Here is a 19,608-nt window from a genome sequence, read left to right as displayed (position 1 = left end):
ATTCTTCCCCCTTTTAGACTTTCCACTCCCCAAACTCCAATGATATTACTTCTCTCTATTAATCTTTACGCATCAACAAATCTTTCTGTTTGTCCAACGTGCCGCGTAATCGTAATATTGCCTTGGAATGTAACTGGGATATACGAGACGGAGAAAGAGACATAACCTCAGCAATTTCACTAAGAGAAAGATCTTCGTAATACAAGAGTGAAACAACCGTTCTCTCTTTTACCGTCAACTTGTCAAGCCCTTGCACCAAAGCTTCCTTCAAATAAAACTCATTCACTTTATAATCCGGATTTTTGGCTTTCTCATCCACCATCAAAGACAGACGAGTCTCAGACTCTTCCTCACGAATTGGGTCCTCCAGCGAGCAAAGTGACATGACTGCCACTTCCTGAAGCATATGTTGAAAATCTTTAGTGGATACGTCCAAGTACTCACTCATTTCCTCATCACTAACAGACCTGAGATAACTTTGTTCCAGCTGTTGGTAGGCGTCTTCAATTCGCTTGGCCTTCTCCCGCACAGAACGCGGAACCCAATCACCTTGACGCAGACCGTCAAGAATGGCTCCGCGGACCCTCCATGATGCATAAGTTTCAAATTGCAGACCACGTTCATAGTCGAACTTCTCCAATGCATCAATTAAACCCATAACGCCATTGCTTTCCAAGTCATCCTTGGGAACATTTTTGGGCAAACCAACAGCCAGTCGACCGGATACATAATTTACAATATGAAGATACTTTTCAATCAAAGTTTTCTTGGCTTCAAGATCTCCATGTTCTTTCCACTTTTCCCACAGATCAGAATGGTTCAAATGTGAAGCTTTACGCTCGTTCAATTGCTTTCACCCTCCTTATTTGTCTGTCAGGTGACGAACGGCCTGCGCCAATTCCTCCGGATCCTTGGTCCGGACAAGTTTAGGCGGATCCAAAGGGGCGAATCCCGTTGGAGCTTTCGTCTCAGATGGCGGAAGATCGTCCCCAGATGAAGCGTTCGGTCCACTCTTGAGCAAATCATTCAGCTCTTGTCCATCGTCTTCGATTTTAATGTCCACCTGTGAACCTCTTTGATCTTGAGCACTTGGTGAATCATAACCATACCCATTTCCCTCGATCTGAGGGTTCAGCAGCAATCCCAATCCCCAGCGTAAACCATATGCAAGGACAAACCAGGCTACGAATCCGATCAATCCGCGAATTAAACTGGTCATCAGCACATTGCTGCTGTATGCTACAAAAAAAGTAAGAATAAACCCAACGATGCCTGCTCCAAGATTAATGCGGTAGTTTCCTATCATAGTCTTATAGTTCCTTTACACCCATTTGTACGCTTCGAATAGTCAAAAGTCCAGTTTCACAATCCATCTCAATCGTTCGTCCATAATTCCCACCCGTATCTTCTGCTAGAAGAGGGATATTGAGTTTTTGAAGCCACTCTCGACAAGAATCTGCATTCCTTGGTCCAATACGCATTGTATCTCCAGCCCCAGCAAAGGCAAACATCTGAGAGCCTCCGGCCATTTTAGACACAATACGTGAGTGAGAAGCGCCTAGTTTAATCATCTTTTCCAAAAGCTCAGGCAACGCCGTATCCGCATATTTCGCAGTGTTCAGTTTCCCTTCACGGGCAATCTCTGAAGTAGGAAGCATGACATGCGCCATTCCAGCCAGCTTCAAATGTGGGTCATACATTGTTAATCCCACACACGAACCCAAGCCAGTCGTACGGATTACACCAGGAAGATGAGCGATGTTTAAATCCGCCATACCGACTTTAACGACGCTTTTGTCCTCAATCATGGCTCAGTGGCACCCCTAGCGATTCAAATATCTTTGCAAAGGATGGTGGATCCGGAATGAGGAAAAACTGACCCTCAACTTGATCTTCACCTTCAAAGAAAGATGTGTCAATCAACAATGCAGCGTCACCCATCTCGCCAAATTGCAGCAAGCCATAACTTAGAATGGCACCTGCCATGTCGATGGCAAGTCCAGGGACAGTTGGATACATAGACAACTTCGTGAAATCTGCCAGAGAAGAAAGATAGGATCCAGCCAAAATATTTCCAATCTCGGAAAGCGCTGATTGTTCCATATCTGTAAAATCGAGTCCTTCTTTTAGATCAAATCCGGCAAGTCTATTTAACAACATTTTAGCAGCCTCTGGTGTCATCATAAAGAAAAGATTTCCCGGTGCTTCGCCTTCTACACGAAGAAACACGGTAACCACGATGCGTTCATCTCCGCCCACTTTTTCGGCAACTTCTTCAAAAGGGAGCATTTGTACTGTAGGTACACCCATGTCAATCGGTCTGTTGAGGAGTTGAGACAACGCCGTTGCGGCGTTGCCTGCTCCAATGTTACCGACCTCTTTGAGCACATCCATCTGGAATACCTCAAATCGGTTGAACATCTCCACGGTACTAGCCCTCAACACTTTCCAGCTGTACAATCTCGCTTTTATTTAATACTTCGTTTAGGTTGAGCATGATCAACAAGCGTGAATCTTCCAATTTAGCAACACCTCGCAGGTATCTCGCTTTGACGCCGCCAACCACTTCTGGTGGGCTATCGATCGCACTGCTCTTGATATCAATAACATCATTGGCAGAATCTACGATAAAGCCAACTTGCATGTCGTCTACACCTACGATAACAATACGAGTCTGATCCGTGTATTCCGTTTCCGGAAGGGAGAAACGACCGCGTAGATCAATGACCGGAATTACAACACCGCGTAGATTAATAACTCCTTTTACAAAGGAAAGTGTCTTGGGAACACGGGTAATTGGCATCATGCGCTCAATCGTCTGAACCTTGTCTACCTCAATACCATACTCTTCGGAACCCAATTTAAAGACGATGACTTTCAACTCTTCTTCCATGTAAAAAACCTCCCTATTAAATGTAAGACTTAGCTCTATGCTTATTTAATAAATGCATTAGGATCAAGAATCAGGGCTACTTGTCCATCTCCGAGAATGGTTGCTCCAGAGATTCCTTCAATAGCAGGAAGATAGGTTCCCATTGATTTGAGAACAATCTCACTTTGTCCAATAAATTCTTCAACAGCTACGGCTGCAAGACGGTCGCCTTTGCGAATCACGACAATTTCTGTTTCTTGCTCATCAGCGTCATTGAAATCCGGTACCGAGAAAACTTCGCTCAAAGACAAGTACGGAATCAGTGACTCACGGAACGTGATCATTTTATTGCCGTGAATATTACGAACTTGCTCACGTTGTACAATGGCCGTCTCTACAATGGAGGACAACGGAACAGCATATTTCTCTGAACCAAGTCGTACAAGCATTGCAGCAATAATGGATAGTGTCAACGGAAGCTGAACAGAGAAGTTCGTGCCTTTGCCTGGAGTTGAATGAATCGTTACATTACCGCCAAGAGAAGTGATCTTCGATTTTACTACATCCAAGCCAACGCCCCGGCCAGAGATATCCGAGATAATATCAGCAGTACTAAAACCAGGTGCGAACAACAGTTGATTCACTTCATCGTCACTCATCTTGGCACCTTGCTCTTCGGTTACAACACCACGTTTGATCGCGGTTTTCAAAAGCTTGTCGCGATAGATGCCTTTACCATCATCTTCAATCTCGATAAATACGTGATTTCCACTGTGGAAGGCACGCAGGTTTACTGTACCCATCTCTGGTTTACCTGCAGCTACACGCTCTGCAATGGATTCCACACCATGGTCAACCGCGTTACGCAGTAAATGAACAAGCGGATCACCAATCTCATCAATTACCGTACGATCCAGTTCCGTCTCAGCACCTGTAATCACCAGATCGATTTTTTTATCAAGTGTCTTAGCCAGATCACGGATCATGCGCGGGAATCGATTAAATACGGTATCTACCGGAACCATCCGCAATTTCAGTACAATATTTTGCAAATCTGTGCTAACTCGACTTAAATGAGCTACTGTATCGGATAAATCATTGTTGCCTGTTTCACTGGCCAGTTGCTCCAGACGTGAACGGTCAATCAACAATTCACTGAACAGGTTCATTAATACGTCGAGACGTTCAATATCCACACGAATGGTACGTGAAGGTGCAGCAGCTTGCTTCGGTGCAGCTGTTTTAGCTGGTGCCGTTGTGGTTTCTTCTTTGAGTACAGAATTTTTATCCGGCGAAGCAACCTCAGCTACAGCTATTGGTGCGGGTGGCGCTTCAACTGTAGCTGCTACCTGATTGGCCATCTGCTGAAGAGTCTCCTGATCCAGTTGAATGAGCTTTGCACTTTCAATTTCAGAGATACTCATGATGCCTTCTTCCAGTTCGTGCGCCTCTTTAGTTGTTATGTAATACAACGAGAAACTGCGCTCAAACTTTTCCTGCTCAATATCCTGAACGGATGGGTAAGCCTTAACGACTTCACCTGAACGTTCCAGCATATCAAAGACCATATAAGCCCGTACACCTTTTAACTGGCTATGCTCGCTAACAAGCACATCCACGTAAAACACACGATGACCTTCGGCGATCGACTGATCCAGCACTGAATATTGGAATTCATCCAGCTCCACAGCCGAAGAGATTGAAGCGTTAGCAGGCTTGTTTGTTTCTGTAGCAGGTCCATTTCCGTTTGTCATTTCACCATTTTCAATGGCTTGAAGTGAAGCTACGATTGATGACACATCTGCTTTACCTTGTCCACCTTCGGTAATATCCTGAACCATGGTTTCCAAAGCGTCCAAACTCTTGAACATGGTATCAAAAATGTAATCCTGCATTTTCAACTTCTCATTACGAACCAGATCCAACACATTTTCCATTTTATGTGTCAGTGATGCCAAATCTTCAAAGCCCATAGTTGCTGCCATACCCTTCAAGGTATGAGCAGAGCGGAATATAACCTGAACTATGCCCAGGTCTTCCGGATTGCCTTCAAGTTGAAGCATGTTTTCGTTAAGCGATTGCAGATGATCATTAGACTCATCAATAAACATGGATAAATATTGGTTCATGTCCATTGTGAGGCACCTCCTCCGTGAGTTACACTCCGTTATTTCACTGCTTGAACAAGTTTAGAAGCAATCTCCTGCAATGGCAGAAGATGACGAACGCATTGCAGCTCTACAGCAGAACGCGGCATACCATATACAACACATGTTTCTTCATTCTCGGCAAAGGTTGATGTAACTCCAGCTTCGTATAATCTCTTCATCATACGTGCTCCATCACTTCCCATTCCCGTTAGCAAAACAAGATGCCTTTGTAAAGATGTAAACGGCAGAAGTGATTCAAACATCGTATCCACTGAAGGTCTATGTCCATTCACTGGTTGATCTTCAGTCAACTTCACGGTAAACTTCCCGTCTGCTGTTTTGTTAACTTTCACATGGAATCCGCCGGGTGCTATATAGGCGGTTCCTTTTTTCAGAACCATGCCCTCTTCAGCTTCAACCACATGCAGTGGACTGAATGTATTCAATCGTTGAGCCAGAGAACGTGTGAAATTGGGCGGCATATGCTGCACAATAATGACCGGTGCAGGCAAATCAGCAGGCAACTGCTCGAGCAATGTCTTGAGAGCTCTCGGTCCACCCGTAGAACAACCTATTGCCACAAGTTTGTTGAATGGTCCTTCCAGCCCCCCTCCACCTTTGGGAACAGGATTAGGCTTGGTTACATCCTTGGCTTTTGCAGAGGCAGAAGTTGCCGCTATTTGATCAGCTGCCACTCTAGCTGCATTAGGTAGTCGAACTTCCTTTGGAGTCTGTACTGGATTAGCTGACCTCACTGCTTTTTCTGCCTTCGTCCCCAAATTACGCTCAGCCTTTGGCAAAGGCTCCGGTTTATTCTCTACGCGACCTGGTTTTGAAGGTGACAATGGTTCCATTGGTTTCTTTGCTTTGGCCTGAAAGGCTTCAGTCCGCTCTCGAAGAGAGCGTTGAATCGTCTCGACAGGTTCGATCGTTTTAATCACAGGCTCCGCTCGATCCCTAGCCGGCAGTTCTTTCTGCACTGGCTGAGTTGGGGGAGCAACTGCTCCTCGCAACATGTCTCTATTTTTCATGGATAACTCACGATCAGCTTTTCTTTTGATCTCATTCATCGCAGCACGCATGCGCTCAACCAAGGCTTTACCAACTTGAGCAATATCCTGGTCATGTGAAATAGATGGTTTGCGAATGAAGTCAAATGCCCCGGCTTCAAGCGCCATAATGGTTTCTTTCATGCCTTGTTCATTGATACCAGAGAGCATAATCACAGGAACGAAAGATTCCTTCATAATTGATTTTAATGCATCCAACCCATTCATTTCGGGCATCTCAACGTCCATTGTAATAATATCGGGTTTCAATTCTAGTGATTTTTGAATCGCTTCTCTACCGTTTGATGCCGTTGCCGTAACCTTGAATTCCGGATCCGCTTGGATCAAATCCGTAACAATCTTACGCATAAAAGCGGAATCATCGACAACCAATACTTGATACGCCGCCATGTTGTGTCACCCCTGTTTCCTTTATTCAGAAATCATGTTGTCCGTTTAAGCCACTTATTCATAAATCCCCTGATTCCTGTCAAGGTTCCGGATCCCGGAGTTGCAGGTACAGCCAGATAACGAAGAGCAAGTTTCTCTATATCTTTAGAGGCTTTGGCATTCGGATAAGCCAGACTATAGGGCATTTGCCTTTTAACCGCCTTGACTACCTGGGCGTCTTCTGAAATATACCCAAGCAGCGGAATATCCGTCTGCAAAAACCGCCTCGCCACTCCAGCTATTTTTTCTGCCACCCGTTCCGCTTCTCGTTCGTCTTCCACCCGGTTAACGATCATTCGAAAGGGCGTAGCATTTTCCTGGCCGTGCATAACTTTGACTAAAGCATAAGCATCGGTTATTGAAGTCGGTTCAGGTGTAGTTATAATCAGGCATTCATCAGCAGCACCGATGAACTTCATATTCTCTCTGGAGAGTCCTGCCCCAGTGTCAAAGATGACATAATCCATTTCCTGGGCAATATCCTCGACTTTACTGGCGAAAAACTCCAGATCACGATCAGACAATGAGAACAACTCTTTCATGCCCGATCCTCCAGCAATGTAAGGCAAGCCACTGGCACCCAGTTGTATGATTTCCCTTATGGATTTTTGTCGGTACAACAGGTGGTAAAGATTATAGGAAGAAGACGTACCCATAAGAACATCAATATTAGCCATTCCAATATCGGCATCAAATACAAGTACCTTTTGCCCCAAAGCCTGCAATGCCAAGGCAAAGTTCAGTGTGAAATTGGATTTGCCAACACCTCCCTTACCACTGGCCACAGTAATGATTTTCGAGGATCGAATATCTCGCTCAATGCCTTCCAATTCTAATGGCGCGGAGACCATACTTCGAAGTGCAGCTGCCTGATCCTTCATTGTGACCATTCTCCCAGCAACTGTTTAGACAACGAATCTGCATCTGGTTTCAACAAATCGTCCGGAACATTTTGTCCATTTGCCACATATGCGAGCTTGAGTGGAAAACGGTGTAACAAGTTAAATAGCGGACCGCAGCTCCCAGTCTCATCCATTTTGGTGAAAATCACCTTATCCAGACCATATTTACTGAAATGTTCCGTGATCTGCACCATATCAGCACTTTTGGAAGTCATGCTCATGACCAGAAAGGTTTCGCTATTCTCTACAGGAGCAAGCAAACTTTGCAGTTCTGAAACAAGTAATTCATTTCTGTAGTTTCTACCCGCTGTATCCATAAAGATCAAATCACAATTCTCTAATCGAGAAATGGCACGTTGTGTATCACCGGGCGATTGTACCACCTCAAGTGGAACATTCAGTATAGATGCATACGTTCTAAGCTGTTCTACCGCCGAGATCCGATACGTATCTGATGTAATGAATCCAACTTTACGCTGTTTTTTGAACATTTGTTCAGCAGCCAATTTTGCAATTGTCGTAGTTTTCCCTACACCGGTTGGTCCAGCTACATAGACGATTCGCGTGGTAGGAAGAATGCCTTCTTCAATACGTTGCTCCAAAAAGTGCATGACCTCAAGCTTCACTATTTGCTCAACATCCTGTTCTTTCAATCCATCCTCAGACCATTTTGCTTGAATTGAATCAAACCAGGATTCCCATACTTCAGGCCAAACATCTTGTTCTGTCATACGTTCTCGGATCGTATGCAGTTCCTCTGGCACAGGATCCGCAGAAGTACCTTGCTTTGAAAGCCTGGTCACCATCTGTTTAAGATCCTGCAATTCAGTCATCAACTTATCCTGATGCAGGTCTGAACCTGTTGGCTTCGGACCAGTTGTTGAACCCGAAAAATCCGCCCCTTGCGGTCGCGGTTTATGATCCGTGCTTGAAGAACCTGAGCCGCTGTCTATGTTTGAACCGATATTACGCGATTCAAACACAGACGGTGCAGCCGCAGATTGGTCCTGTACACTTTGATCAGCTGTATTCGTTGTCACCGACTCATCAGAAGCCGCAACAAACGAACGAGCTGTTTGCCGATAAGCCTCAGGTACAAATGCACGAGGTACAGGTGTGAATTGATTTTGTACTGGCTTTGTTGTTTGCTTGTTTTCTTCCTTATCCACTGCAGCTACAACTTCGATCCGTTTTTTGCGAAACATTCCCATTACACCGCCCACCTTAATCTCTTTGGTGGACAGAATAACGGCATCACTTCCCAGGTCTTTGCGAATTTGAAGCATAGCTTCGGGCATGGTCTCAACAACGTATTGTTTTACTCTCATAAGTTCACCACCCCGATACTTTGAATTTCAACATTCGGCTCCAACTCGCTGTAGGAAAGCACAGGAATGTCCTGCATAGTACGTTCAATAACCTGACGCAGATACATCCGAATGGTTGGAGAAGTTAATACAACAGGTTGTTGACCTGATTGAATCAAACGGTTCACTTGTTCACTGAGCTTCTGATATACACTTTGTGTAGATACAGGGTCTAGCGCAAGATAACTGCCTTGATCCGATTGTTGCACACTTTCAGCAATTTTCTTCTCAAGACCAGGTCCAACCGTGATTACTCGAAGTGTCTCACCTTTCTGTGAGAACTGCTGAGTAATCTGACGTGAGAGGGATTGTCTGACGTATTCAGTCAGCACATCAGGATCTTTCGTATACGTACCATAGTCAGCCAGTGTCTCGAAGATGGTCACCATATCCCGAATAGATATTTTCTCACGCAATAACTTGGCAAGCACTTTCTGTACATCACCAATGGAAAGCAGAGAAGGGATCAGTTCATCCACAAGGGCAGAATAGTTCTCTCTGAGATTATCCACAAGTGCTTTTGTCTCTTGTCTTCCAAGTAACTCATGCGCATGTTTCTTAATCAGTTCCGTCAGATGTGTAGCCACTACGGAAGGCGGATCAACGACCGTATATCCTGCAAGTTCGGCTCTGTCTTTGGTTACTTCATCAATCCATAGTGCCGGAAGTCCAAAAGCAGGTTCTGTCGTTTCAATACCTGTCACAGACTCCTCATCATAGCCAGGACTCATGGCAAGGTAATGATTCAACAACAGTTCTCCGCCGCCTACCACATTACCCTTGATTTTGATAACATACTCATTGGGTCTGAGCTGGATATTATCTCGAATCCGTATGACCGGAACGACCAACCCCAGTTCAAGAGCACACTGCCTACGAATCATAATGATCCGATCCAATAAGTCCCCACCCTGCTGATTATCAGCAAGCGGGATTAAACCATAACCAAATTCAAACTCAATAGGGTCCACCTGAAGCAGGTTAATTACACTTTCAGGACTTCTAACCTCTTCAATCTGCTGTTCTTCTTCCAACTGTTCTTCCGCTACTTGTTTCAAATTCAGATTATTCTGCATACGCCACGCGGCATATGCCAACACACCTGCCAACGGAAGCGTAGTAATAACATGAATTGGTGTGAAGAAACCGAGCATGGCAATAACGAAAGCTACGATATAAATTAGTATTGGATATGTAAACAGTTGCCCCGTAATATCATCTGCCAGGTTTCCTTCTGATGACGCTCTGGTGACGATAAGTCCTGCTGCTGTGGAAATAAGCAAAGCAGGGATTTGGCTTACCAATCCATCTCCGATAGTCAGTACAGAGTACGTTGACATTGCATCTGCAAAAGCCATCCCATGCACAGTCATACCGATTATAAATCCACCAATGAGATTAATCAGGAGGATGATAATACTTGCAATTGCGTCACCTTTTACGAATTTACTTGCTCCATCCATCGCTCCATAGAAATCGGCTTCACGTTCAATTTTGGAACGACGCTCACGAGCTTGTTGCTCGTTGATCAGACCCGCATTCAGATCCGCATCAATACTCATTTGTTTACCAGGCATCGCATCAAGGGTGAATCGGGCAGCAACTTCGGCTACGCGCTCAGACCCCTTTGTAATAACGATAAACTGAACGACAACGAGGATCAAAAACACGATAAATCCAATTGCAATTTGTCCTCCAGCAATCCAGCTACCAAAGGTAGCAACTACAGCTCCAGCATCCCCTTCACCAAGAATTAGCTTGGTAGTCGAAATGTTCAGAGCCAGTCGGAATAGTGTAGTGATCAACAGCAAAGCTGGAAAAATAGAAAACTGCAACGCTTCTTTGCTGTTCATTGCAACAAGGAGTATCATCAGTGCAATTGAAATATTGACGACCAGCAACAAGTCCAACAGCCAGGTCGGGATCGGAAGAATCATCATCAACACAATGCCAATGATACCCGCAAGGACAGCTATATCTTTAATCTTCAATGAATGTACGGCCTCCGATCCCCTTTTATTTCGTTCTGCCCTTTAGTTTATATACATAAGCCAGCACTTCAGCTACCGCTTGGAACAAATCGGCCGGTATAGCGTCACCAATCTCGGCTCTCTGGAACAATGCCCGTGCCAGCGGCTTGTTTTCCATCGTAATAACACCGTTTTCTTTGGCAATTTCCTTAATACGCAAGGCGACATAATCCTGACCTTTGGCAATAATCTGTGGTGCCTCCATCTCGGAACCTTCATACTTTAGCGCAACCGCAAAGTGGGTCGGGTTCGTGATGATTACATCCGCATTTGGCACTTCCTGCATCATACGCTGCATAGCCATACGACGCTGGCGTTCCCGGATTTTACCTTTGATCAGCGGATCACCTTCCATTTTCTTGTACTCGTCTTTGATGTCTTGCTTGGACATACGAATCTTCTTCTCATGGTCATACTTCTGATACATGTAATCAAATATCGCAAGTATCATTAATGCCACTGCAATCTTGATACCAAGACTTAAAGTAATCGACGCAGCAAAATGTAAAATAGCATCCAATGAAAAATGAGAAAGTGAAGCAATATCTGACTGGTAGCCTTTAATTGTACTGTAAACGAGATAACCGATAATCGACATTTTCAAAATTGATTTAGCAAATTCCACTAATGAGCGGAGAGAGAATATATTTTTGAAACCTTTAATGGGGTCCAGTTTCTCAAGTTTTGGCTTCAATCCTTCCCCTACAAGAAGAAAACCAACTTGCATGTAGTTAACGATCAAAGCAACCAGGAACGCACCCAGCAAAATGGGAGCGATCAATAACAAAACTTCAATGCCATAGCGCATCATAAGCGCCATCACATTCTCTCCGGTGATATCCATACTCAATCGATTGATGAAGATATCTGTAAACAGACGAACTATACGTTCTTTATAGAAATTGCTGAATACCATCATGATCAAAAATACGATTAGGAGAATGGATGCGCCAGATAGTTCAGCGCTTTTTACAACCTGTCCTTTTTTTCGTGTATCCTGTCTCTTTTTCGGGGTAGCTTTCTCCGTCTTCTCCCCTGAAAACAACTGGAGGTCGAGTTGAAGTTTCATCCGTGTCTTTTCCTCCGTTTCACTCAGCCGGGCCTTTGTCCAATGGTTCCAAGCAATTTTTCCATCGATCTGAATATCGCTTCGAACAATTGACTAAATACAAAGGAGAAACTGGGAACCAGCAAAAGCAAAATAGCAAGACCAACGAGTAACTTAAGCGGCAACCCAACTGCAAATACATTAAATTGAGGAGCAGTTTTGGCCAAAAAACCCAATCCAACATCCGTCAAAAACAACGCAACTACAATCGGAGCCGACATCTGAAAAGCCAGCATAAATGATTGACCTAAGGTCTGAATCAAAAATTCAGCAATACTTCCATCTGCCAACCGTATGAAAAACACATTAGATAATGGTACCCACCGGTAACTGTAAACTATCGCATCCAGCAAATAATGGTGACCATTCATCGTCAGAAACAGAAGCATAGCAAATGCATACTTCAAGTTACCCGTAAGTGGAGCTGAAGCACCTGTCATTGGATCGTATACATTGGCCATACCAAAACCGATCTGTAGATCGATAAAGGTCCCGGCAGTCTGAACTGCCGTCATCAACAGATAAGCCACAAAACCTAAAAGGAGGCCAATTAGAATCTCTCTGATGATCAATAAGACATAACTCAGGTCTGTGGGTACGGTCTGGTCTATTCCGTAAATCAGATAGACAGATAATGTGACAAATGCAGAGATACCTATTTTAACTGAAGCCGGCACATTTCGAGCCGAAAAAACTGGCGCAGTTACAAAAAATGATGTGATTCGACAAAACATAAGCAGAGCGACAGGGAAACTTTGCAACAATGTCTCCATCTGCTAAAGCCTACCCTATGTATCTGTATAGATTATCGAGAATGTTAAACGTGAAATCGACCAAGATATTTAAGATCCAAGGTCCAAACAAAAGTACTGCCAGAAGTACGGCAACAATCTTGGGCACAAAAGCTAATGTTTGTTCCTGAATTTGAGTTGTCGCTTGAAAAATACTGATTGCAAGTCCTACAACCAGAGCTAGTATAAGCATGGGTGCGCTGGCCAGCAATGACGTGTATACCGCTTTCCCGGCCAGACCGATAATAAATTCCGAAGTCATGACCGTCCTCCTTTAACTTTCCGGATCAAGTGTTAAAACTCAGTAACAGTGACTTGACAACCAGATACCACCCGTCCACAAGGACAAAGAGCAGTATTTTGAAAGGTAATGAGATCATGACCGGCGGAAGCATCATCATCCCCATTGCCATGAGTGTACTCGCGACAACAATGTCTATAACCAGAAACGGAATAAAAATCATAAACCCCATCTGGAATGCTGTCTTCAACTCACTGATTACATATGCCGGCACCATAACAGTAATTGGGATATCCTGATAGGTCTTTGGTTGTTCAGTCTGATTGTACTTCATAAACAGCAGAAGATCTTTTTCTCTGGTGTGACTAAACATAAATTTCTTCATGGGATCCGCTGCTTTTTCAAGTGCCTCGGTTTGCGTAAGCTCTCCCTGAAGATAGGGCTGAAGCGCTACCTGATTTATGGAAGACAACGTCGGCGACATAATGAAAAGTGTCAGAAATAGCGCCAAACCGACCAGCACCTGATTGGGTGGCATTTGTTGTGTACCCAAAGATGTACGTATAAAACCGAGCACAATTACAATCCGAGTAAAACTGGTCATCAGTACAAGCATTGCTGGAGCAATACTAAGCACCGTAATTAACAGAATGATGGACAGTGAACTCGTGCTTGGTGTCCCTCCATCACCGTTTCCAATCTGAATATCAATATTCGGAATGGGTTCGGCAAAGGCAACCGTTACAGATGCCAGACTGATAAGTCCTAATAAACAACACGCTAACCAAATCTTTTTCTTCATGAATCCCTCGACCGATCTGTAGTATTGTCTTTATCCAGGAGCTTTTCCATCTTCTCTTTACGGTTAGGCATCTGCCGAAGTTTGGATTCAAACATTTCGTGAAAAGAAGTTGTGTCCTCTAGTTCCATTTCCCGCGGCGGTTCTTCTTTACGGAAACGTTTTGTGAGCTTGGCAATGAGAGGTGAGAGATTTCCTTGTTGTGCAGCAGCATCTCGTTCGAAGGAATCAATGATTCTTTGAGCCTCTTCCAGATCCGAAACCTTATCTATCAACTGGATGTCTTCACCTACACCAAGCAGATATACACATCCACCAATTTCCATAATCTGCAACGACTTGTTTTGCCCCAGTCCAACCCCGCCCAGGGTACGAATTGTGCCGTGCCGGAACATTTGCTGATTCCGTTTGTTTAAAAAACGGATCAGATAAACAATAAGGGCCAGGATGACGGCCAGGACAACAATCACCCATACAAGCTGTAAATAATAATTACTTCCCACGCCAGCTCCTCCTGGAATATCACCCTGAGCCATCATCATGTCTCTTAAACGCCCAGTGTCTTGCTGATCGCTTCGATAACCCGGTCAGATTGGAACGGTTTAACGATAAAGTCTTTGGCACCTGCTTGGATAGCGTCGATTACCATCGCTTGTTGACCCATCGCGGAGCACATAATTACTTTAGCGTTAGCATCAATCTTCTTGATTTCTTTCAAAGCTGCAATGCCGTCCATCTCAGGCATCGTGATATCCATTGTGATCAGATCCGGACGAAGCTCTTTAAATTTCTCAATTGCTTGTGAGCCATCCTGTGCCTCACCAACAACCTCATATCCATTTTTGGACAAAATGTCCCGGATCATCATTCTCATAAATGCAGCGTCGTCTACGACTAAAATTCGGTTTGCCATCTTGATTCAAGTCCTCCCTAAATTGTGCTTATTGTAATTTCTGAATTCGGTCCCATTGGCTAACGATATCTATAACACGAACACCAAAGTTTTCGTCAATAACGACAACTTCTCCCTTGGCGATCAGTTTGTTATTCACCAAAATATCGACAGGTTCCCCGGCTAACTTATCCAGTTCGACAATCGAACCCTGTGACAGTTCCAAAATATCTTTAATTTGCTTCTGGGTCCTTCCTAATTCTACGGTGACCTTAAGGGGAATGTCCATCAATAAATTCAAATTGTTTTCGTCTACCTGACCATACGCCCCATTTTGCAAATTGGCGAATTGAACTGGTTGTACGTTAACATTCCTATTTGGCATTCCACCGTAATGTTGAGGTGCACCATAAGGTTGCTGCGGTGGCATGCCATACGGCTGCTGTGGCGGCATTCCTTGAGGCATACCCATCGGGGCCTGTCCATATCCGTTATAGTCCTGAGCAGGCTGTTGTGGAGCCTGTGGAGCCTGTTGGTGCTGAACGGGCGGCTGCTCCGCAACCGGTGGTGGCGTTGCTGGTACAGCTGCTGGCGCAGGTTCAGGTGTTGATGCCACTGGTGCGCTGGCAGTTGACTCCTGAGCGCCTCCAATCAGCATATCTACCATGTTTTTGGCAAAATGTACTGGAAGCAACTGCATCAGATTGGAATCGATCAGATCCCCGATTAACAAACGAAATGAAACTTGGATAAGGGTCTCATCTGCTGGAAGATTACTTACACCCTCTCCACTCTCCAGATTGAGAATATCGATTCCCGGAGGGGAAATATTCACAAAACGATTAAAAATCGTGGACATTGAGGTTGCAGAGGAACCCATCATCTGGTTCATCGCTTCCTGTACTGCACTAATATGGATTTCATTCAGTTCTTCATCGACCGGATTTCCTTCGCCACCCAGCATCAAATCAGCGATGACTTGAGCATCTCTCTTCTTGATAACAAGTGAGTTAATGCCTTCGAATCCATCCACGTAGTTCACATGAACGGCAACATGCGGCTTAGGAAAAGCTTCTTCAAACTGCGTTCGACTAATGATAGAAACTTTAGGTGTTGTAATATCTACTTTGAGGCCTAATAGCGTGGACAAGGCTGTTGCCGCGCTACCAAATGTAATGTTACCAATCTCCCCCAAGGCATCCTGCTCCAGCTCGGTCAAAAAATCATCAACCGTCTTTTCAGCGGGTTCCGAGCTGTTTATCGATTCCGATTGCCTGAGCAAAGCATCGATTTCTTCTTGGGATAAATAATCCTTACTCGTCAAATTCTTCAACTCCTTCGGTGACAATCTTGTCTATTTGCACAGCCACACGGTCTTTGATTGTCCCCGGACTGCCCATGTATTTCAGTTTGTCACCCACTTTAATGGAAAGTCCCTCATCAACTGGTTTGTTCAATGTAATGACATCACCAACGGACAGACCCAGAAATTCTGCAATTGAAATTCTCGATTCTCCCAATTCCGCAACGATTGGTAACTTGGCTTTGTTCACACGCTCTTTTAGAGCATCATACTCCTCCGGAGCTCTCGTTTTCTTCTCCGAAACAAACCACTGATGAGTTGACAACCGTGACATAATAGGTTCAAGAACGACATGCGGTATACATAGATTGATCATGCCTGTCGTGTCACCAATTTTGGTACTGAGCGAGATCAGAGCAATGGTCTCATTGGGAGATACAATCTGCATAAATTGCGGATTGGTCTCGAGCGCTTCCATCCTTGGGGAAATATCCAACACAGTCTTCCATGCTTCCTGCAAACTTTCAAATGCTCGGCTGAATATCCGCTCCATGATGGTCGTCTCAATCTCCGTCATGGATGCGATCTTGGTTGGAGCAGTTCCGGTTCCACCAAGAAGGCGATCCAACATCGCATATCCCACGTTTGGATGGACTTCCATCACCATTCGTCCCTGTAGTGGCTCCGCTTCAAAAATGTTCAATATCGTCATCTTAGGAATAGAACGGATAAACTCATCATAAGGCAACTGTTCGACCTGAACGACATTGATTTGAACGAACGTCCGCAGTTGGGCTGAAAAATAAGTGGTGAGAAAGCGTGCAAAGTTTTCGTGAATACGAGTCAAGCTTCTGATATGGTCTTTGGAAAAACGCACTGCCCGCTTAAAATCGTACGATCTGATTTTCTTCTGAGTTTCTTCCTTCTTCAATTCTTCTGCGTCCATTTCACCAGAAGAAAGGGCTGCTAATAGGGCGTCAATCTCATTTTGTGATAATACATCCACCATGTTCTCACCCCCTTACAGGTCTACAGCGTGTTCTGTTCATTTACATTGGTGCTATAACAATGTCTGAAAAACTAGTGCTTTTCAATTTCGGCTCAGGCAATGCCTCATTAATTAGACCTGTCAGTTTCTCATTGAATTGTTTCATACCCTTGGCCGAACTCAGTTCCTCAGCCTTGGTGTCTGCAAGTGCCTGAATAATAATGGGCTTCACCGTAATGCTTTTGATTTTTTCAAAATCTTCTTTGGCTGTTTTGTCAGATAACTTGAAAGAAAAACTAACCATAATAATACGATCCGGATCGGCCAGATTCGTTTTAATCTGTGCAAGCTCTGACGATACTTCTACAATTTCATCCGCAGTCATTTTTTTTTCTTCAGCAGCTGCCGCCGTATGTGTGTCGTCCTTATTCCCGTTCTGTCCTTGCATAAATACAAACACAACCACCACAATGAGTGTTATCGCCAGCAACATTGTTGCAAGCCAGGGCATCATTTTTTTCATCAGGATTCCTCCGTTTGCTGCACTTTAATAGTGGCTGCCTGAACCCCGATTTCACGGTTGTAATCTTTAATCTTGGAAATAACGTCAGCGGCTTTTTCAAGCACAATCAGTCTCTTTCCAGTTACCAGAGTAATATACGTATCCGGCGTCTCTTCCACAATTTCAACCATCAGCGCATTTAACCACATGGGAGAACCATTTAACCGCGTAACCGAAATCATGCTAAGCCCCCTTAATCAGAGTGGGAGGAGCAAGCTCCCCCACGTTTTAAAAACTCATTAATCAGCTATTAACGTTTCAGGTTAACAACTTCCTGAAGTATTTCATCCGACGTTGTAATGATCCGGGAGTTTGCCTGGAATCCACGTTGAGCTACGATCATCTCAGTAAACTCGCCTGTCAGATCCACATTAGACATTTCGAGCTGTCCTGTGATAATAGAGCCAGTTCCATTTTCGGCATCATTCGCTGTCAAAATTTCAAGCTCACCATCGGGATTAGCATTTGCTGTCATACGGTATAGATTACCGCCGATCTTCTCTAAACCTTCCGGATTGACCACTTTTCCGATACCAAGTTGTGCTCCCGCTTCAACTGTTCCATCCGCCATAGTTTGATTGATCGTACCATCCTGACCAATCGTGAAGGAAACAACATCATCAGGTATCGTGATATTTCCACCACCGTTATCCAGAACAAACAATCCATCAGATGTCAAAAGGTTACGTGCAGCATCCACATGGAAATCCCCCGCACGAGTCAGGTAAGGTACTTCCTGATCTTCACTCAAACGTACCAAGAAGAATCCATCTCCATTAATCCGCATATCTGTTGGGTTGTTTGTTGTCATTGGACTTCCCGCCAAATGTAATGTATCAATAGAGCCTACAGATACACCTAGACCAATTTGTTTTGCATTCACACCACCGGTTGCATCACCAGGTGCAGTCACACCTGAAGTGGTTTGGCTCATAATATCTTTGAACATAACCCGACTGCCTTTGAAGCCAACCGTGTTTACGTTCGCAATATTATTACCAATTACGTCGAGTTTTGTTTGGAAACCCCGCATCCCGGAAACGCCTGAGTACATTGATTTCAACATTTTTAAAAATCCTCCCAGTCTTCATTTGGTTACCGCATCAGTCGGTCAGCGGCATTCCGGCTCCCGAGAAGGGCCAGCCGGTCAAGAAATGATTACGGCACTATCAATCTGAGTGAACACATTATCCTTCATGCTCTCACTATCCATAGCTGTAACCACAGTACGATTTTTGACATTGACGATAAAAGCCATATCCTGCATTAAAATCAATGACTCTTTGGCTCCTTTGGCAGCAGCTTTGTCCAAAGCAGAACCAATCTGTTCCATTTGCTCAGTCTTGAGTTCAATACCACGCTGTTCCAATCGTTTGGCAGCATGATTGCTCAATTTCAGAAGATTATCTTCCAGCACCTTTGCAAAAGGTTTTTCGGGTGTAGCCGATGCTTCTCCCGTTTTGGGTCTTTGAAGCATATTCGGTGTAATCGGGCCTGCGTATAATTGTCCAACCGTTATGCGATCACTCATATCGTTTTCCCGCTATCTTCCGTATCACCCGTTTCAGCGGATGATTCAACTTCCTGGCTCTCGTTCGTTTCAGGAGTTACATCCTGAACGTTCTGTACTGGAGTTTGACTCTCTTCTGCCTGTTTTGGATAATTCACCTGAATGATCTCATCCAGCTTAATCTCGTCGTTGCCCACTTTTGCGTATTGAACGCTATCTCTTACAATGATGGAATCTACAATACCCTGACGAAGAGTTCCGTTATCATCTTTACTAGAAGAAAGCCAACTTACCTCCATGCCAATCATACCGGATACAGCACCAAGGGACTGGTTCAATGTTTTAAGCTGCGTAGAAATATTGACCAGTTGTTCCACTGAGCTGAACTGTGCCATTTGAGCGATAAATTCCTTATCCTCCATTGGCTGCATCGGGTCTTGATTTTGCAGCTGGGTAATCAGGATTTTTAGAAACTGATCTTTACCCAATTCTTTTGTTGCAGCACTTGTGGTTGCTTTATTGGCTGCCGAATAGTTCGGCCAGGTATTGTTCATTGAAACATTTTCATTAGCCATTTACTCACCTCATTTCTGT

At 44.3% G+C, this 19,608-nt stretch carries 23 protein-coding genes; all 23 read right to left on the bottom strand.

Going from position 1 to position 19,608, the window contains the following annotated elements; all coding sequences use genetic code 11:
• Nucleotides 1-58: 58 nt before the first annotated feature.
• The 23 genes from MKY44_RS09830 to MKY44_RS09720 all read right to left on the bottom strand — a co-directional run bounded on the left by MKY44_RS09830 (nucleotide 59) and on the right by MKY44_RS09720 (nucleotide 19,589).
• Nucleotides 59-847 carry a FliA/WhiG family RNA polymerase sigma factor gene (locus tag MKY44_RS09830; RefSeq protein ID WP_017689160.1) on the bottom strand — a complete coding sequence of 263 codons (789 nt, stop codon included), beginning with the start codon at nucleotides 845-847 and terminating at the stop codon, nucleotides 59-61.
• A 15-nt stretch (nucleotides 848-862) separates the two neighbouring features.
• A complete protein-coding gene (locus MKY44_RS09825) occupies nucleotides 863-1,306 on the bottom strand; it encodes a hypothetical protein (protein WP_341006912.1) in 444 nt (147 codons plus the stop codon).
• Between the two features lie 4 nt (nucleotides 1,307-1,310).
• A complete protein-coding gene (locus tag MKY44_RS09820; RefSeq protein ID WP_017689162.1) occupies nucleotides 1,311-1,808 on the bottom strand; it encodes a chemotaxis protein CheD in 498 nt (165 codons plus the stop codon).
• Nucleotides 1,801-2,421, bottom strand: a complete 621-nt coding sequence (locus MKY44_RS09815) for a chemotaxis protein CheC (RefSeq protein ID WP_091017763.1) — start codon at nucleotides 2,419-2,421, stop codon at nucleotides 1,801-1,803. Before MKY44_RS09815 ends, MKY44_RS09820 begins: the two co-directional genes overlap by 8 nt.
• A gap of 10 nt (nucleotides 2,422-2,431) precedes the next feature.
• Complete coding sequence (locus MKY44_RS09810) at nucleotides 2,432-2,893, bottom strand: chemotaxis protein CheW (protein ID WP_036609340.1); 462 nt, start codon at nucleotides 2,891-2,893, stop codon at nucleotides 2,432-2,434.
• A 41-nt stretch (nucleotides 2,894-2,934) separates the two neighbouring features.
• Nucleotides 2,935-5,007 carry a chemotaxis protein CheA gene (locus MKY44_RS09805; RefSeq protein WP_341006911.1) on the bottom strand — a complete coding sequence of 691 codons (2,073 nt, stop codon included), beginning with the start codon at nucleotides 5,005-5,007 and terminating at the stop codon, nucleotides 2,935-2,937.
• 32 nt (nucleotides 5,008-5,039) lie between these two features.
• Entirely contained in the window at nucleotides 5,040-6,482 is a 1,443-nt protein-coding gene (locus MKY44_RS09800; RefSeq protein WP_341006910.1) for a protein-glutamate methylesterase/protein-glutamine glutaminase, read from the bottom strand.
• A gap of 32 nt (nucleotides 6,483-6,514) precedes the next feature.
• Nucleotides 6,515-7,402, bottom strand: a complete 888-nt coding sequence (locus MKY44_RS09795) for a MinD/ParA family protein (protein WP_341006909.1) — start codon at nucleotides 7,400-7,402, stop codon at nucleotides 6,515-6,517.
• Entirely contained in the window at nucleotides 7,399-8,751 is a 1,353-nt protein-coding gene (gene flhF / locus MKY44_RS09790) for a flagellar biosynthesis protein FlhF (protein ID WP_341006908.1), read from the bottom strand. Before flhF ends, MKY44_RS09795 begins: the two co-directional genes overlap by 4 nt.
• The gene (flhA, locus tag MKY44_RS09785) at nucleotides 8,748-10,781 is read right to left on the bottom strand and encodes a flagellar biosynthesis protein FlhA (protein ID WP_036670372.1); all 2,034 of its coding nucleotides are present in this window, start codon (nucleotides 10,779-10,781) and stop codon (nucleotides 8,748-8,750) included. The genes flhF and flhA overlap by 4 nt, the downstream gene beginning before the upstream one ends.
• A 25-nt stretch (nucleotides 10,782-10,806) precedes the next feature.
• Nucleotides 10,807-11,889, bottom strand: a complete 1,083-nt coding sequence (gene flhB / locus MKY44_RS09780; protein WP_181155343.1) for a flagellar biosynthesis protein FlhB — start codon at nucleotides 11,887-11,889, stop codon at nucleotides 10,807-10,809.
• A gap of 23 nt (nucleotides 11,890-11,912) precedes the next feature.
• Nucleotides 11,913-12,701: a flagellar biosynthetic protein FliR gene (gene fliR / locus MKY44_RS09775; protein ID WP_100529396.1), complete on the bottom strand. Its 789-nt coding sequence runs from the start codon at nucleotides 12,699-12,701 to the stop codon at nucleotides 11,913-11,915.
• A 10-nt stretch (nucleotides 12,702-12,711) separates the two neighbouring features.
• Nucleotides 12,712-12,981 carry a flagellar biosynthesis protein FliQ gene (fliQ, locus tag MKY44_RS09770; protein ID WP_047842485.1) on the bottom strand — a complete coding sequence of 90 codons (270 nt, stop codon included), beginning with the start codon at nucleotides 12,979-12,981 and terminating at the stop codon, nucleotides 12,712-12,714.
• A 25-nt stretch (nucleotides 12,982-13,006) separates the two neighbouring features.
• On the bottom strand, nucleotides 13,007-13,762 hold the full coding sequence (fliP, locus tag MKY44_RS09765; RefSeq protein WP_036609355.1) for a flagellar type III secretion system pore protein FliP: 756 nt from the start codon (nucleotides 13,760-13,762) through the stop codon (nucleotides 13,007-13,009).
• The gene (locus tag MKY44_RS09760; RefSeq protein WP_100529395.1) at nucleotides 13,759-14,295 is read right to left on the bottom strand and encodes a flagellar biosynthetic protein FliO; all 537 of its coding nucleotides are present in this window, start codon (nucleotides 14,293-14,295) and stop codon (nucleotides 13,759-13,761) included. Before MKY44_RS09760 ends, fliP begins: the two co-directional genes overlap by 4 nt.
• 11 nt (nucleotides 14,296-14,306) lie before the next feature.
• The gene (locus tag MKY44_RS09755; RefSeq protein ID WP_017689175.1) at nucleotides 14,307-14,672 is read right to left on the bottom strand and encodes a response regulator; all 366 of its coding nucleotides are present in this window, start codon (nucleotides 14,670-14,672) and stop codon (nucleotides 14,307-14,309) included.
• 28 nt (nucleotides 14,673-14,700) lie between these two features.
• The gene (gene fliY, locus MKY44_RS09750) at nucleotides 14,701-15,975 is read right to left on the bottom strand and encodes a flagellar motor switch phosphatase FliY (protein ID WP_150367668.1); all 1,275 of its coding nucleotides are present in this window, start codon (nucleotides 15,973-15,975) and stop codon (nucleotides 14,701-14,703) included.
• Entirely contained in the window at nucleotides 15,965-16,963 is a 999-nt protein-coding gene (gene fliM / locus MKY44_RS09745) for a flagellar motor switch protein FliM (protein WP_074094566.1), read from the bottom strand. Before fliM ends, fliY begins: the two co-directional genes overlap by 11 nt.
• 40 nt (nucleotides 16,964-17,003) lie before the next feature.
• On the bottom strand, nucleotides 17,004-17,465 hold the full coding sequence (locus tag MKY44_RS09740; protein ID WP_133384320.1) for a flagellar basal body-associated FliL family protein: 462 nt from the start codon (nucleotides 17,463-17,465) through the stop codon (nucleotides 17,004-17,006).
• Nucleotides 17,465-17,686 (bottom strand): flagellar FlbD family protein, encoded by a 222-nt coding sequence (locus MKY44_RS09735; protein WP_017689179.1) that lies wholly within the window; start codon nucleotides 17,684-17,686, stop codon nucleotides 17,465-17,467. Before MKY44_RS09735 ends, MKY44_RS09740 begins: the two co-directional genes overlap by 1 nt.
• A gap of 68 nt (nucleotides 17,687-17,754) precedes the next feature.
• Complete coding sequence (flgG, locus tag MKY44_RS09730) at nucleotides 17,755-18,570, bottom strand: flagellar basal body rod protein FlgG (protein WP_074094563.1); 816 nt, start codon at nucleotides 18,568-18,570, stop codon at nucleotides 17,755-17,757.
• A gap of 81 nt (nucleotides 18,571-18,651) precedes the next feature.
• Nucleotides 18,652-18,981 carry a TIGR02530 family flagellar biosynthesis protein gene (locus tag MKY44_RS09725; RefSeq protein WP_397387027.1) on the bottom strand — a complete coding sequence of 110 codons (330 nt, stop codon included), beginning with the start codon at nucleotides 18,979-18,981 and terminating at the stop codon, nucleotides 18,652-18,654.
• Nucleotides 18,982-19,031: 50 nt separating this feature from the next.
• A complete protein-coding gene (locus tag MKY44_RS09720; RefSeq protein WP_341006907.1) occupies nucleotides 19,032-19,589 on the bottom strand; it encodes a flagellar hook capping FlgD N-terminal domain-containing protein in 558 nt (185 codons plus the stop codon).
• Nucleotides 19,590-19,608: the final 19 nt, after the last annotated feature.

The organism is Paenibacillus sp. FSL R7-0026, from assembly GCF_038004485.1.
Classification (GTDB): domain Bacteria; phylum Bacillota; class Bacilli; order Paenibacillales; family Paenibacillaceae; genus Paenibacillus; species Paenibacillus xylanexedens_A.
The sequence above is the reverse complement of the archived record's forward strand: the minus strand, read 5'-3'. Positions and strand labels throughout refer to the sequence as shown.

Bases quoted from the DNA above. Each gene is read 5' to 3' on its own strand.
- MKY44_RS09725 (WP_397387027.1), bottom strand. From the start codon at position 18,981: ATGCTTCAAAGACCCAAAACGGGAGAAGCATCGGCTACACCCGAAAAA.
- MKY44_RS09820 (WP_017689162.1), bottom strand. From the start codon at position 1,808: ATGATTGAGGACAAAAGCGTCGTTAAAGTCGGTATGGCGGATTTAAAC.
- MKY44_RS09800 (WP_341006910.1), bottom strand. From the start codon at position 6,482: ATGGCGGCGTATCAAGTATTGGTTGTCGATGATTCCGCTTTTATGCGT.
- MKY44_RS09825 (WP_341006912.1), bottom strand. From the start codon at position 1,306: ATGATAGGAAACTACCGCATTAATCTTGGAGCAGGCATCGTTGGGTTT.
- flgG (WP_074094563.1), bottom strand. From the start codon at position 18,570: ATGTTGAAATCAATGTACTCAGGCGTTTCCGGGATGCGGGGTTTCCAA.
- fliP (WP_036609355.1), bottom strand. From the start codon at position 13,762: ATGAAGAAAAAGATTTGGTTAGCGTGTTGTTTATTAGGACTTATCAGT.
- flhB (WP_181155343.1), bottom strand. From the start codon at position 11,889: ATGAAACTTCAACTCGACCTCCAGTTGTTTTCAGGGGAGAAGACGGAG.
- MKY44_RS09720 (WP_341006907.1), bottom strand. From the start codon at position 19,589: ATGGCTAATGAAAATGTTTCAATGAACAATACCTGGCCGAACTATTCG.
- MKY44_RS09755 (WP_017689175.1), bottom strand. From the start codon at position 14,672: ATGGCAAACCGAATTTTAGTCGTAGACGACGCTGCATTTATGAGAATG.
- MKY44_RS09740 (WP_133384320.1), bottom strand. From the start codon at position 17,465: ATGAAAAAAATGATGCCCTGGCTTGCAACAATGTTGCTGGCGATAACA.
- MKY44_RS09805 (WP_341006911.1), bottom strand. From the start codon at position 5,007: ATGGACATGAACCAATATTTATCCATGTTTATTGATGAGTCTAATGAT.
- MKY44_RS09760 (WP_100529395.1), bottom strand. From the start codon at position 14,295: ATGGCTCAGGGTGATATTCCAGGAGGAGCTGGCGTGGGAAGTAATTAT.
- MKY44_RS09795 (WP_341006909.1), bottom strand. From the start codon at position 7,402: ATGAAGGATCAGGCAGCTGCACTTCGAAGTATGGTCTCCGCGCCATTA.
- fliM (WP_074094566.1), bottom strand. From the start codon at position 16,963: ATGGTGGATGTATTATCACAAAATGAGATTGACGCCCTATTAGCAGCC.
- fliR (WP_100529396.1), bottom strand. From the start codon at position 12,701: ATGGAGACATTGTTGCAAAGTTTCCCTGTCGCTCTGCTTATGTTTTGT.
- flhF (WP_341006908.1), bottom strand. From the start codon at position 8,751: ATGAGAGTAAAACAATACGTTGTTGAGACCATGCCCGAAGCTATGCTT.
- MKY44_RS09810 (WP_036609340.1), bottom strand. From the start codon at position 2,893: ATGGAAGAAGAGTTGAAAGTCATCGTCTTTAAATTGGGTTCCGAAGAG.
- MKY44_RS09735 (WP_017689179.1), bottom strand. From the start codon at position 17,686: ATGATTTCGGTTACGCGGTTAAATGGTTCTCCCATGTGGTTAAATGCG.
- MKY44_RS09815 (WP_091017763.1), bottom strand. From the start codon at position 2,421: ATGTTCAACCGATTTGAGGTATTCCAGATGGATGTGCTCAAAGAGGTC.
- fliQ (WP_047842485.1), bottom strand. From the start codon at position 12,981: ATGACTTCGGAATTTATTATCGGTCTGGCCGGGAAAGCGGTATACACG.